11 protein-coding genes are annotated in these 13853 nt (G+C 38.2%); 5 read left to right on the top strand and 6 right to left on the bottom strand.

Annotated features, from left to right (window positions below; genetic code table 11):
* Positions 1-279: 279 nt before the first annotated feature.
* Positions 280-519, bottom strand: a complete 240-nt coding sequence (locus EKM78_RS12845; RefSeq protein ID WP_164507327.1) for a hypothetical protein — start codon at positions 517-519, stop codon at positions 280-282.
* Positions 520-714: 195 nt separating this feature from the next.
* Between EKM78_RS12845 and EKM78_RS11195 the strand changes: the two genes are divergently transcribed.
* Both EKM78_RS11195 and EKM78_RS11190 read left to right on the top strand, forming a co-directional pair.
* Positions 715-1890: a cation:proton antiporter gene (locus EKM78_RS11195; protein WP_125772293.1), complete on the top strand. Its 1176-nt coding sequence runs from the start codon at positions 715-717 to the stop codon at positions 1888-1890.
* Between the two features lie 438 nt (positions 1891-2328).
* Positions 2329-3153 carry an EamA family transporter gene (locus EKM78_RS11190; protein ID WP_484027696.1) on the top strand — a complete coding sequence of 275 codons (825 nt, stop codon included), beginning with the start codon at positions 2329-2331 and terminating at the stop codon, positions 3151-3153.
* Between the two features lie 103 nt (positions 3154-3256).
* On the opposite strand, the gene EKM78_RS11185 is transcribed toward EKM78_RS11190, so the two are convergent.
* The 4 genes from EKM78_RS11185 to EKM78_RS11170 form a co-directional block, all read right to left on the bottom strand.
* Positions 3257-3946, bottom strand: a complete 690-nt coding sequence (locus EKM78_RS11185; RefSeq protein WP_164507325.1) for a GntR family transcriptional regulator — start codon at positions 3944-3946, stop codon at positions 3257-3259.
* 179 nt (positions 3947-4125) lie between these two features.
* On the bottom strand, positions 4126-4758 hold the full coding sequence (locus EKM78_RS11180; RefSeq protein ID WP_425453553.1) for a DPBB and LysM peptidoglycan-binding domain-containing protein: 633 nt from the start codon (positions 4756-4758) through the stop codon (positions 4126-4128).
* A 295-nt stretch (positions 4759-5053) separates the two neighbouring features.
* Positions 5054-5761, bottom strand: coding sequence for a hypothetical protein (locus EKM78_RS11175; protein ID WP_125772285.1), 708 nt, complete (start codon positions 5759-5761; stop codon positions 5054-5056).
* A gap of 245 nt (positions 5762-6006) precedes the next feature.
* On the bottom strand, positions 6007-7986 hold the full coding sequence (locus EKM78_RS11170; protein ID WP_125772283.1) for a glucose PTS transporter subunit IIA: 1980 nt from the start codon (positions 7984-7986) through the stop codon (positions 6007-6009).
* Positions 7987-8203: 217 nt separating this feature from the next.
* On the opposite strand from EKM78_RS11170, the gene EKM78_RS11165 reads away from it, so the two are divergent.
* A complete protein-coding gene (locus EKM78_RS11165) occupies positions 8204-10936 on the top strand; it encodes a glycoside hydrolase family 65 protein (RefSeq protein WP_125772281.1) in 2733 nt (910 codons plus the stop codon).
* Positions 10937-11121: 185 nt separating this feature from the next.
* Here EKM78_RS11165 and EKM78_RS11160 read toward each other — a convergent pair whose 3' ends face one another.
* Positions 11122-11913 carry a Cof-type HAD-IIB family hydrolase gene (locus EKM78_RS11160; protein ID WP_245995069.1) on the bottom strand — a complete coding sequence of 264 codons (792 nt, stop codon included), beginning with the start codon at positions 11911-11913 and terminating at the stop codon, positions 11122-11124.
* Positions 11914-12183: 270 nt separating this feature from the next.
* Here EKM78_RS11160 and EKM78_RS11155 point away from each other — a divergent pair, with 270 nt between their 5' ends.
* Positions 12184-13557 carry an MATE family efflux transporter gene (locus EKM78_RS11155; RefSeq protein WP_125772279.1) on the top strand — a complete coding sequence of 458 codons (1374 nt, stop codon included), beginning with the start codon at positions 12184-12186 and terminating at the stop codon, positions 13555-13557.
* Between the two features lie 90 nt (positions 13558-13647).
* Positions 13648-13773 (top strand): hypothetical protein, encoded by a 126-nt coding sequence (locus EKM78_RS13340; RefSeq protein WP_281273631.1) that lies wholly within the window; start codon positions 13648-13650, stop codon positions 13771-13773.
* The last annotated feature ends 80 nt before the right edge of the window (positions 13774-13853 follow it).

The raw sequence follows: 13853 nt of genomic DNA, 5'->3' as shown, positions 1-13853 counted from the left end.
CTTTTCTTGTTTGGATATATTCTTTTTCTAGATTACTGACTCTTTTCTCGGTTCGCGGGACTTTGCTCCGCTCATTTATCTTCCTGACTTACATTGCCGTTGTTGCCTTCGTTGTTTTGTTGGTTGGATAAGATTTGATATTCTTTTCCTTCTATTGCTTTCGCTTCTTGCTCGCGCGCTCGTTTCTCGCACTCTTGCCTTGTTCTAATATATTTTTTCTGGCCTCTTTATTCGTTTCTTGATTTCTTGATTTTGTGCTTGTTTGTTGCTTTTTCGCTTTTATTTTGGCCATGCGATGTACATTGCTAATAGTACTCCGAAGGCTCCTACTATGTAGCACGTTTTTGATAGTAGTTGTTTTTTTAGATGAGTTCCTGTTACTAGGAATACTAATCCAACTATGAATGCTACTACCATGAAGACGAATTCCATCAATATGATTTTCTCCTGACTTTTTTCTTTTTTAATATTTTTTATTTTTTGCCATTGTTGCGTCTTATTCTTTAAATTTTTGGGCATCCATGATATTACTTTGGATGCTTTTTTGTTGGTCCTTACTTGGAGATTTGCGCATGATTGTCTCTTTTTTCTTTATGTTTTATACCCTATCGGATAAATATGACGATTCTTTGAAGTTGGTATGTTGTTTCTTAGGGTTTTTTTATTTTTGAAACTGTAATAGACTTTAGATGTTATTCATTGAGGAGAGATATTATGGCTAAATTTTCATTATTGATTACGCTTTTTGCGGCGCTTGCTACTCCTTTGATCCTTGCGCGATTTAGGATCACTCGAGTTCCTGGTGCTGTTTCGGAAATTATTATGGGGATCATTATTGGTAAGACTGGTTTGAATTTGGTTCAGCCTGATATGACTTTGAAGTATTTGGCTAACTTGGGTGTTATTATGTTGATTTTCCTTGGCGGTATGGAGATTAATTTCTCTTTGCTGGAACCGCAGAAGAATAAGATCAAATCTAAGGTCAAGGAGTCGTCTCCGTTGGGGATCGCTTCGTTGGGATTCTTTAGTATTTTGATCCTTTCGTTGGCTCTTAGTGGGATTTTATATGTCACTGGTATTTTTGATGATTTTATTTTGGCTACGATTTTATTCTGTACCATTGCTATGGGTGTGCTGATTTCTTTGTTGAAAGAGACTGGTTTGCTTGATAAGGAATATGGTCAAACTATTTTGTTGACGGCTGTTTTGGGTGAATTTATTCCACTTGTGGCTTTAACGATCTATTCCGCTGTTAAGCAAAGGAGTTATATTCAAGCCTTTGGATTGCCGGTGATTTTCTTGATTGCAATCTTTTTACTGCGGCGATTTAAGCCGGTTTTTGCATTTTTTGAGCAAATCGATAAATCTACCACGCAACTGGATATCCGCTTGGCATTTTTCTTGATTTTTGCTTTGGTTACTTTTGCTGAACAGATCGGTGCCGAAAGCATTTTGGGAGCCTTTCTTGCTGGAGCTGTTATGAAATTGTTGCAGCCTAAAGAAGAGACGATGGATAAATTGAGTTCTATGGGATATGGTTTTTTCATCCCTATTTTCTTCATCGTTACTGGTGTCAATCTGGATCTACGGTCATTGTTTGCTAATCCGAAGGCCTTGATATTGATCCCGGTATTCTTGATTGCTTTCTTTATTTCCAAAGCTATTGTGTACGTGGTATTCAAACATCGTTTTGGCCATCGTTTAGCTTTGGCAGCGGCTGTTTTGACGGCAACTACTATTACTTTAGTTCTTCCAATCTTGGAAGTTGGTAAGAGTTTGGAGTTGATCACGGAAACGCAGGCTGGGGCTATTACTTTAGCAGCTATCATCACCTGCTTGGTTTGTCCTACTTTGTTTAATAAGATCATTGATAGTAAGCGTGCCTCGTAAACAGGCTAATTAAGATGACGAAAATTATCGTCATCTTTTTTTATTCAGCGAGTTTCAGGAAATAGCAGTTTCTTTCGCCATTTTAATTAAAAAGAATAAAATGTTTTTTTATATTTGGTCCGGCAGAATAAATTTTGCTTGCTATACTAATGACGAAAAGTTAAGCAGCATCAATAATTTTTATGAAAATTTATTTCATTAATCAGCAAAATTTTCATTCATAATTTCATTACTGATGTACACTTAAGTTATTCGATCTCAATTTCATGAGAGTTGGGAGGATCTGCTTTGGTCAATAAACTAATTTCAAATAGATCTTCAGTTACGCATTTAAGAAACCTCGGTATTCTACTTTCCATCAGTAGTCAAATTTTGTGGGGAACGGCTGGGAATGTCGCGCAGTATCTTTTCAACTCAACGCACATGTCGGTCACTTGAATCATCAGTTTTCGGCTTTTGATAGCTGGTATTATCTTGCTGGCATTCACTGCCCTGACCCATGGTTTGGATTACGTCATGGCGGTTTGGCGACATTTGAAGAGTAGCATCTCGCTTCTGGCGTTTAGTATTTTGGCAATGCTAGGTATTCAATTAACCTACTTTATGACTATCAAGTATAGCAATGCAGCGACAGCCACGATTTTGCAATTTACTTCTCCCGTTTTGATCATCGCTTATCTTGCTTTAAAAAAACGGCGGCTACCGTCTTTTTTACAAATGATCACCGTTGGTTTAGCGGTTCTTGGAACATTTTTATTGATCACCCAAGGAGATATTAGTACTTTGTCTGTTCCTTTAGCTGCTATTATTTGGGGCTTTTTGTTAGCTTTGTCAGATTCACTTTATATTTTGATGCCGATCAAATTACTTCATGACTATGGCACCTTGCCAGTGGTTGCGTGGTCGTTTTTCATCGGTGGCGTGATCATGAACTTCGTCCAACCTATTTGGATCGGCGCTCCCAAAATGAGTTGGAACATTTTTTGGATATTATTTTTCATGGTAGTTCCTGCTACGGTTTTTGCTTATTTAATGGAACTTCAAAGTATTCCCTTATTACCTCCCGTAATGATTTCATTGTTACAATCCGCCGAACCGATCTCAGCTACGCTTATCGCGGTATTGTTCATGGGCGTTAGCTTTAACTGGATCGGGACTTTAGGGATCGTTTTGGTCATCGGGACAGTTTTCGTTCAATCAATTCCTTATCATAAGCGTCCGATCAAACCCCATAAAACAATTCCTAAATCTCAAGGAGCCTAAAAAAAAGCTGGATCAAACTCATCTATTTAACGAGTTTGGTCCAGCTTTTTGAATGGATTTAGAGTTATCAATACGTCCATGCTTTTAATATTGTATACACAAATCATTTTTGCGATTCGGTGAGCTCTTGGATACTGACGATTTTTTGTAAAGTCGATAACCAATCTTTAGTCATAGTTGCACTAGCTTTCACAGGATTTTGCTCAGCTAAAGCTTTTAATAACGCTTCGTGATTAGCAGTGATCTTGAAATTTTGATGGTCAGCATCGAGCATTTTGATCATTGCCAATTCATAACGATAAATATGGCTGTATAATTGATCGGAAAATTTGGTCTCATACGCATTATCTGCTATCGCCAAGATTTGTTGATGAAAAATCCGATCCGCTTTTAAAATATTGATCAATTTGTTAGAGTTCAGCGAAACACGATATTTCTTTTCTAACGTTGCTAATTTCTTAAACTCTGCTTCATCGATTTTTGAAGCAGCTTGATTGGCGGCTAATCCTTCAATGACGGCCATTGGTTCGAAAAGATCAGCAATATTATCTGCATCGATCTGAGCTACTCGGGTGATTTTCCCCGCTGTAATCACGACAAGTCCCTCTTCATTTAATCTTAAAAGTGCTTCTCTAATTGGTGTCCGTGAAACAGCAATGGACTTTGCTAGCTCGACTTCTGCTAATTTCTCATCTGGCATTAATGTTCCGTTGACGATCCACTCTTTGATCTGTTGGTAGGCTTTATCTTTGGCCGTTTGCTTTTGAAACGGCTTGGATGTAGGTATTGGCATAATATTCCCCTTATTTGTCTTATGTATACAGGATACCATAGTATAAAAGCTTTATGCGCGTTAAGATATGAGATCTTTAATATTTTTAGTACATTCCGTCAAATTTGATGAATATTATTTTGTATACAAAAAAACGTGTTCAGATTATCTCTGAAACACGTTTTTACCATTGTATTTAATTATCCAATTACAGAAACTGTAGCAGTTGTAACTCCGTATGAAGGAATACTTGCGTTTGGCATAGCAACGTCTAATTGATAAGGGTTGCTGTATGCAAATGTACCTGTATCATTAACTGTTCTGTACATTGTTGTACCATCAGCCAATGTGATCATCAATCTTGTTCCCTTAGGGAAGATCGATAGGTTAGCAGCAACGCCACCGTAACCCATGTTTGAACCTAATACAGCAGGGTCATAGAAGCTGACCTTGAATGTACCATTTGATTGAGTAGCTTGAGGTGCTTGTGTTTGTGCACTTTGTGTTTGTGCTTGTTGTTCTTGTTGTACTGGTGCTTGTTGTGTTTCTTGTTGTACAGGTGCTTCTTGTGCTGGTGCTTCTTGTGTTTGTGTTTGTTCAACATTTTGTTGCACAGCAGTTGTAGTTGGAAGTGTTACGATGTCTCCAGGGAAGATCAAATCGAATCCTCTGATTTCACGGCCGTTAGCTTGTTCCAATTCAGCGATTGTTACACCATTAGCTTCGGCGATACTCTTGTATGTGTCACCTGCAACAACAGATACATGGTTACTGTCTACAGTAGTAGCAGCTTGAGAAGTACTTGTCTTGATCCCAAAAGCTGTTAATGCCATTGCACTTACAAATGCAAATGATAATACTTTTTTCATAAAATAAAAACATCCTTACTTTTCTTTAAGATTAGCTCTTTGCTATGTGAAGTACTATATCAGGTGAATGTTACATCCAGAGGGAAGATAAATTACAATTTCGACCTTTTATGTAACCTTAGTAACATAGCTGTAATCTTTATGCTCAAAAAGCTGTTATATCACGGTATTATCAATCACTTCATTTTATATTGAACAATAATATGCAAATAAAAAAGCCCTTATGAGGGCTAAATATTGAAAATTTAATGAATAGTCGTTATCGACGGGGATAAAATTTAGCTAGTTCAAACGTCATGTGGATCAATTCAAAAGAATTCGGTATCTGTAATCTAGAGAATTCAAACTTGCCGTCGATCAATTTCATTAATTCCATCACATCTTGAAATGCTTGAGCCATTTGGAAATAATACATATTGCTGATGGGAGTAAATATCAGACTGACCTTGTTACGATTCCACTCGGGTGGCTCGATAGGATCCTCAATAAGTTTCTTGATAAAAGCCTGATCGTCTCGATTCCAACTAGTAATACCAAAATCTTTGGGATCAAGTTTTCCGCCGTACCCTACTCCATATGTGACGGCAAGGTCTAACATCCAGGTCATTTTAGCTGGAGCCAACATTTTCTTGGCTAGAGCTGCCGCTAAATAAAGCGCACTAATATAAGGTGAATGATTGGGATCGCCTTTTTGATCTAAATCATCCATGATCGTAAATGCGTTGTCGAGATATATATTTTTGTTCGCATCAGCATTGACTAGCTGGTCGAGCGTTTCTTGCTCATATGTCTCGATCATGCCATGATCGAGACATTCTTTAGTTTGTTGATTTTCTCTGCCGGTCATGCTTAATAACATGGCATTGCGATCCTGTTTCAGTAGTTCAACGATTTTTTGTGAATCGGATATCCAAGGGATCGCTAGCTCATCCTTTTTCATTACTGAATAGTAGGTAGTTTCTTCCATATAATCACTTCATTTAAAACTAAGATTTTATTTATACTACTAATATAGACCTTCTAGTACAGTTGAAAGCAAGCTTTTTGATAAAATTTTTTACATTTTTGCTCGTGGACAATTTATCCATTCCTATCACTGCTGTACCTATTTTGGTCTGAACAAGTAGTGAAATTAAAAAAAGAGTTCTCTGCAATTTAATTGTACAGAACTCTTTATTTATCTAAAAATAATGTTAATGTCTGTCATATTTATTATTTAACGGCTGGTTCCCGGCTTCCAAGACGAACTTTTTCGACTGTGTGAACCTTTTGTTCGAGATCATCTTCTTTGAAGCCGAATAGATATGTACAAGTAAAACCTACTACTAGAGCAGCTGCTGAAGCTATTAAGTAACCAGTGAAACTGGCATCTATTCCGGATGGATTGATGAACGAAGCAAATCCGATCAATGATCCGGCAAAGCCCCACATGTCTACGTGCAATAGTCCTGTTAAGAAGCCTCCTACTGCTCCTCCGATGTTGGCTGTCCAAAAGATGCGACCGTATTTTAGGTTGATCCCGTACATGGCTGGTTCGGTTATTCCAGCAAAGGCGGATAAAGTGGCAGCTCCGGCAATTTGTTTGATAGCAATATTCTTTCTTGTTTTAAAGAAGACCGCCATTACCGCTGCACCTTGTGCGATCATGGTTGCAGAAACGATAGCATTTAATGCGCTGTGCCCAGTTGTAGCGATTTGGCTGGCTACTACTGGAATTACGGCCCAGTGTAAACCGAAGATTACTAAACATTGATAGAGTCCACCGATCAATAAACCGGAAAGTGCTGGACTAAAGGCTAATAAGGCAACGATCCCACTGGCAAGTAGTGAACTTAAAAATGTGATCACTGGTCCAACGATGACTAAGATCACGGCACTTACTAGAAAGACTTCGATCAATGGACTGACGATCATTCTAATCGAAGCGTTTATATGCTTTTTTAGCCACGGTTCAATGATCGATGCTAACCAAGCAGCTGCGATCATTGGGAAGATCGAATAGGTATAATTAGCGACATGGATCGGTATTCCGAAAAAGTCGGCATTGAGGTTCATTTGGCTGCTAGCGGTTTTTGATGCTAGTTGAACTAGTGTTGGATATGCCAAGACCCCACCAATAACTGCGACAATAATTTGATTGGCACCTAGTCTTTTCGCAGCTGTAAAACCTACTAATAATGGTAGGAAGTAAAAGACTGCATCTCCCATAGCATTGATTATCATATAAGTATTGCTAGAAGAACTGATCCAGTGGAAAGATACGCACAGGGATAATAGTCCCTTTAAAATACCAGAAGCAGCTAGTAGTCCGATGATCGGCATCATGCTGGCGGTGATCACACCGATCAAGGAACTGAAATAAAATTTAGTCTTTGGCCAAATGCCTTTTGGTGCTTGACGCTTTTCATTGGGTGCAGCTTTGTCTTCGCTACTAAACGATGGACCTAAAGCTTTGACAACTGCATCGAATGCTTCTTCGACTTTCGGTCCAATAACTACTTGATATTGTCCCCCAGCTCGAGCGACATCTAACACACCATTAAGGTTCTTGACTACTTTGTCATTAGCCTTGCTTTCATCTTTCAAATAAAATCTCACTCGAGTGATACAGTAAATGACATTATCTATGTTTTCTGCCCCACCAACATTTTTGATGATATCTTTAGCCAAAGTATCAAAATTGACTTTGCCCTTGCGTTTCATGGTTGGCTTATCTGCGGCATCTTCTGTGATCAATGAAACTGTAGCCGCATTGCCACCGACCACTACTGGACCAAGTGCAGGTTTGATGTCTTTGACATATTTAGCAGAGTTGGTTATCGCCACGATGATATCGGTAGCTTTTTCTTCATCCTTGATGGCAGCGATGTCCATAGTCGCAATATCTTGGCCTGCTTGAACGACGTCCCCTTCAGAAACTAAGACATCAAAGGGATCTCCATCTAATTCAACGGTATCGACACCCATGTGGATCAAAACTTCTAATCCATCATCTGCTGCGATACCAATGGCGTGTTTAGTTGGTGCAACGAGCATGATACTACCAGAAATTGGTGCTTGGATCTCATTATCATTGGGTATGACACCAAAGCCTTCTCCCATGGCTTTTTGTGAGAACATCGGATCATGAACTTCAGTAATATCGACGATCCGACCGCTCGCAGGAGAAAGCAGAATTTCTTCATTTTTCATAATTACACCCCCGAATGCTCAGGATAATTTACTTACATCATCATTCTATATCAATGTAAGCGCTAATAAAGTCGATTTTAGAAAAATATTCATATAAAAAATAGTAATATTTTTCACATAATTTGTTTTAAATTATAAAAAGGACAATAAGTTGCTGAAAGTATAATTGAATTTTTTCATAATCAAACCTACACTAAGCTATAGGGGGTAGATAAAATTGAAACCACTTTATCTTACAGTTACAGACAAACATATCAAGTATTCGTACGAAGATCTAGATACTAAGACTACTATTGATAAAGTTTACAATATTAACGCTGCCAAAACCTTAGGAGAAAACTTAGATAACTTTAAAACTAAGCTCCCAAATTATTTTGACGTAGTCGTGATCCTTAATCCGATCGATGTTGAATTGCGTGACACAATCGTTAGTTGTGGCAATCAGCCGATCGATATGGGTCTGACAATGGAGAATTTATTACATATCCCAACTGTCGGTGTCCATGATGTTGCCCGGCTTGGGATCAAACAAGCTGCTTCAGCCGAGATCGAGCACGCCGGCTGGCACTTGGATTATTACGGATCCTATTCTAAGAAAAGACAATACGGACAGGAATCATTGCAAACCATTGGTAATGGTTACTTTGGTCTACGTGGTTCATATGTTGAAGCCCGCGAAACTGACGACTATTATCCAGGGACCTACGTGGCTGGCGTCTTTGACCAATTAACGACCAATATTAATAATCGAGACATTGTCAACGAAGATCTGGTAAATTTGCCAAATGCCCAGTTCATGACTTTCAGCATCGATGATGGTGATCCGTTCAATTTGTCACCAGATGTTATTGAAAACGTTTATCGCTCACTCGATATGCGGACCGGTGTTTTGACGATCACAATGATAATTTCATTGCCAAATGGAAAGCGCTTAAAAGTCGTCACTAAGAAAGTTGCTGACATGAAAAATTATCACAACTATTCACTACAGTACACTGTTCAACCACTCAACTTCTCTGGTGAGATGCGGATTTTTTCAGAGATCGATGGTTCGATCGAGAATGCTAATGTTGAGAGATATCGCTCATTTAATGGTAAGCATTTAATTGTCGATGATACAAAAGTCGATGGTAATCGTGCGATATTATTAGCCCACACGAAGAATTCTCACGTAAACATTGCTGTTGGGACGAGGATCCAGTGTCCTAACATCGATGGTTCAGAGCTTTCCTCCAATCGATTCCAAGAAAAAATTGCTCAATCGATCGGATTCCACGTAGTTGAGGGTCGCAAGTATACAGTAGAAAAAACTGTCAGCATGTATACTTCACTTGAAACTGACTCATCACTCGAGTTCGCTGTTAATGATCACTCTCATCATAAGAATTTCGCTGATGCGGTTGCAAATTCAATGCGTTGCTGGCAAAAGATCTGGAAGAAAGTCGACATTGAATTAAGCGGCGATATTACTGCTCAAAAATTACTTCGTCTCAATGAATTCCACGCTACCGTTTCGGCACAAGAACACGTCAATAAAGATCTTGATGCTTCAGTTGGTGCTCGTGGTCTACATGGTGAAGCTTATCGTGGCCATATTTTTTGGGATGAATTATTTATCTTGCCATATTACACGATGCACTTCCCTGATCTAACCAAGCACTTATTGATGTATCGCTACAATCGATTGGACGCTGCCAAAGACTATGCTGAACAAAATGGATATAAAGGTGCCATGTATCCTTGGCAAAGCGCCATGTATGGTGACGAACAATCACAATCACTACATTTGAACCCTATTACTAATCAGTGGGATCCTGATAACTCCAGAAAACAACGGCACGTCTCCTTAGCAATCGCCTATAACATCTGGAACTATTACAACATGACCCAAGATAATGAATTTATGAAGCAATATGGTTTGGAAATGTTACTAAACATTGCCAAGATGTGGATCAGCATGTCAGAGTATGATCCTCAAACTAAGCAATACAGTATTTCAAATGTCATGGGCCCTGATGAGTTCCATGAAGGATATCCCGATGCCAAAGATTCTGGCTTGAAAAATAACGCTTATACTAACATCATGACTAGTTGGCTCTTTAATACTATTCATCATTTACTCGAGATCGAGCCACAAGAAGTTATTGATGAAAACTTTAAGCGAGCTGATTTTACAAAAGATAACTTGAACGACATGAAAAATATCGGGCAAGATCTCAAACTAGAGTTTAATTCTGAAAATATTTTGGGACAATTTGAGGGTTACTTCAAACTCAAAGATATCGATTTTGACTATTATAGACGCCAATACGGCGATATTTCCCGAATGGATCGGATCTTAAAATCAGAAGGAGATTCACCAGATAAGTATCAACTGGCTAAACAAGCTGATACCTTGATGGCTTTGTATAATTTAACTGAAAAGAATTTCATGGATATTCTTGATCAAATGGGTTATCCAATTGAAAATCCGGAACAATTTATTAAAGATAACGTCAATTATTATCTACAAAGAACGACACACGGTTCTACCCTTTCTCGGATCGTTTATTCCATGTTAGCTTTGAAAGTCAATGACACAAAGCTTTCGTGGCAACTATTTTATGAAGCTCTTACGAGTGACTATTATGACATTCAAGGTGGGACAACGGCAGAAGGTATCCATTTAGGTGTTATGGGTGCCACACTAAATGTAGTAACTTCTTACTTTGCTGGCGTTGACTTTAGAGGAGATCAATTAGTGGTAGAGCCACACTTCCCTGAAGCCTGGAACACTTTGGCATTTAACTTGAGTTTTCACGGAACTCGTTTCTATTTCAGAGTTTCAAAGGAGTCTGTGATCGTCAAAGCTGACCATGCGGCTGTAGTAAAGATTTGTGGTCAACAAATCAGTTTAAATGAAGATGAAGAAAAAACTATCAATTATGAACCACTAGTAGCTGAATCATAATATTGATGAGTTTGGAGATTTGAATTGATCAATGAGAAAACTTTGATGCATTATTTTCTTTAGAATATTGTGTTTAATTTGAACTAATTACATTTATGGTTATATAAAAAGAGTGTTGTATCAGAACCTGACGGTTCTAATACAACACTCTTTTTTTAAACAACATGTTTAGTTTTTGACAATCATTAGATTAATTTTAAATCTCTTAATTCATAATAAATACCACTGTGATTATTATCTTCTTTAGTGATATATTTGGCATTTTGCTTGGCAACTGTTAGTCCATTTACCATTGCGATGGGATTATCGACTTTTTGAAACATTGGAACATCGTTGTTGCCGTCGCCAAACGCATAAGTTGGGATCCCCGCAAGGTCTGCTTCATCGATCAAACTGGTGATCCCACCGGCTTTGGAAACTCCCTTTAATACTACGTCCAATCCCCTGGGATTATTGCGATAAAAGGTTAACTCCGAACCAAATAGTTCTTCGTATTTGTCCTGATGATCATTTTTTCCTTCGGGTGTATAAACGAATGAAAAGTTGATCTGATTGTGTTTGTAAAAGTCAGGGTCAATGATCTTCTTTAGTCCTAGAGCCTTATAATTATCGTCCACCATTGGCGAATCAGCTGATACGGCGCATTCTTGATTGTTGTAAAAAGCCACTTCTTCGTGATAATGTCCCGCAAAAGCTAATAATTCCTCGTTGACTTTTTGAGGGATCTCTTCGACTACTATCGGCTTATTTTCATAGACGACGTAACTGCCGTTAGCAGTAATAAAGGAATCAAATTTGCCTTTTTTGATCAACGATTCGATCTCAAATTCATTTCGTCCAGTTGCTATTACAGGTAAAATATTATTTTCTCTCAATAAATCTAGCGCTAATAAGTTTCTATCTGATACTTGCTTATCATCGTTGAACAAGGTCCCGTCCAAATCAAAAAAAACGATTCCCTTATATTTTGTCATCATGCCATTCCTTTCTGATACCATTCAGATGAAGTAAACATCAGAAATTGTTGTATATCATTATCCAATTCCCTTCACTTTGTTTTAACATGAATGTGAGAAAAGGTCACTTCTGACGCTCAATTCAACATCTAATAATCATTTACAGAAATTATTATTCCTTTTACAATCATTTTAACATTATTCTTAGAATTTGCTTTACAAAACATTTTTCATCAATAAATATCAAAGAAATGTTATTATAGTTTAATTATCTTGAAGGGAGGTCTACTGATGATCGATCTTACAAATGGAAAACCAATGAAAGTTATCTTCCTATATACTATTCCCCTGCTATTAGGAAATTTCTTTCAACAATTTTATAGTTTTATCGATACGTTGATCGTTGGTAAAACTATCAGTGTCAATGCACTAGCAAGTGTGGGTGCAACTGGTGGTCTAACTGCCTTAGTTATTGGGTTTGCACAAGGCATTACTAGTGGTTTGGCCATTTTAACGGCTCAACGTTACGGTGCTGGTGATATGAAAGGTGTCACGAAGAGTTTTGCATCGGGGATAATTATTTCCCTGGGGATAACTATTGTCTTTACAGCTATTGCTGTGGCAATTGCATATCCTCTATTAATAATTATGCAGACGCCTAAAGAATTGATCCACGACTCGTTTATTTTCCTTGAGATCATCTTCGCCGGTATCTTCTCGTTCGTCGGTTTTGACTTTTTAGGAAATACTATGCGTGCACTTGGCGATACTCGGGTCCCTCTCTTCTTCTTGATCGTAAGTACGATTTTGAACATTGGTTTGGAATTAGTCTTTATCTTGATTTTGCACATGGGTGTGGCTGGTGCCGGTTTGGCAACGATCATGGCGCAGACTATCACCTTTATTAGTTTGTACATTTATATTTATTTTAAATTTCCTTATTTGATTCTTAGTCGCAGTGATTTTAAGATCGATAAAAAAGAGATCAAACAGCTTCTATCTATTAGTATGCCGATGGGATTTCAATCTTCCATCATTGCTATTGGTGCGATCATTTTGCAATTTATGCTTAATACGCTAGGTGCCGATGCTGTTGCCGCATACACCGTTGCTGGTCGGATCGAACAAATCGCTACGTTGCCAGCAATGAGTTTTGGTATTTCGTTAGTTAACTACACGGCTCAGAATCTAGGTGCTAAGAAATATTCGAGAATTTTGTTAGGTGTTAAACACGGTATTATTTTGTCGGTCGGATCTAGTGCTACGATCGGTATCTTACTGGTATTTTTCGGTAAAAATATTTCACAACTGTTTATGAATGGCTTTCAACCAAAAATTTTGAATTTGGTTCAAACTTACTTTTATTTTAATGGGACTATGTATTTTGTTCTTTCTATTTTGTTTATTGTTAGATATACATTGCAAGGTCTTGGTAATCAAAAAGCTCCCACGGTTGCTGGTGTTGCTGAATTGATTATGAGGATTTTTGCTAGTGTTGTTTTGATTAAGGCTTTTTGGTTCCTCGGCGCTGCTATGGCTAATCCTTTGGCTTGGATCGGTTCTACTTTGGTTTTGATCAGTACTTGGAATTTGACTATGAAACAATTGAAGAAGAAGAGAACTCAGTTGCATGAACGGGTTGAAGAAATTTCAGCTGATGATTGATGTAAGAGAGCTATGGCTGACAGAGGCGTTTTTCTTTGATGGAAGTCTGTTAGTTTGTTTGGTGGTTGGGGTGTTGAGGTAGTATTTTGATTGCTACGTTCAATGCCGACTCCGGGGCCAGGGGATACAGCCACTGGAACGCTGCCGACTCGATTTGAGCTCCTCGAAGAATTACGCTTCGACGATCTCAAATACGAGTCTTATTCTAAGCGGTAAAACGGTTCTCGTCGTGGTTTGGTTATTTTGATGCATTTATTTAAGAAGAGGCTTATATACTCAATGCCAATTTTCATGAG

Source organism: Companilactobacillus furfuricola (assembly GCF_003946325.1).
Classification (GTDB): Bacteria; Bacillota; Bacilli; order Lactobacillales; family Lactobacillaceae; genus Companilactobacillus; species Companilactobacillus furfuricola.
Note: the sequence above shows the minus strand (reverse complement) of the source record. Positions and strands in the feature narration are given on the sequence as shown.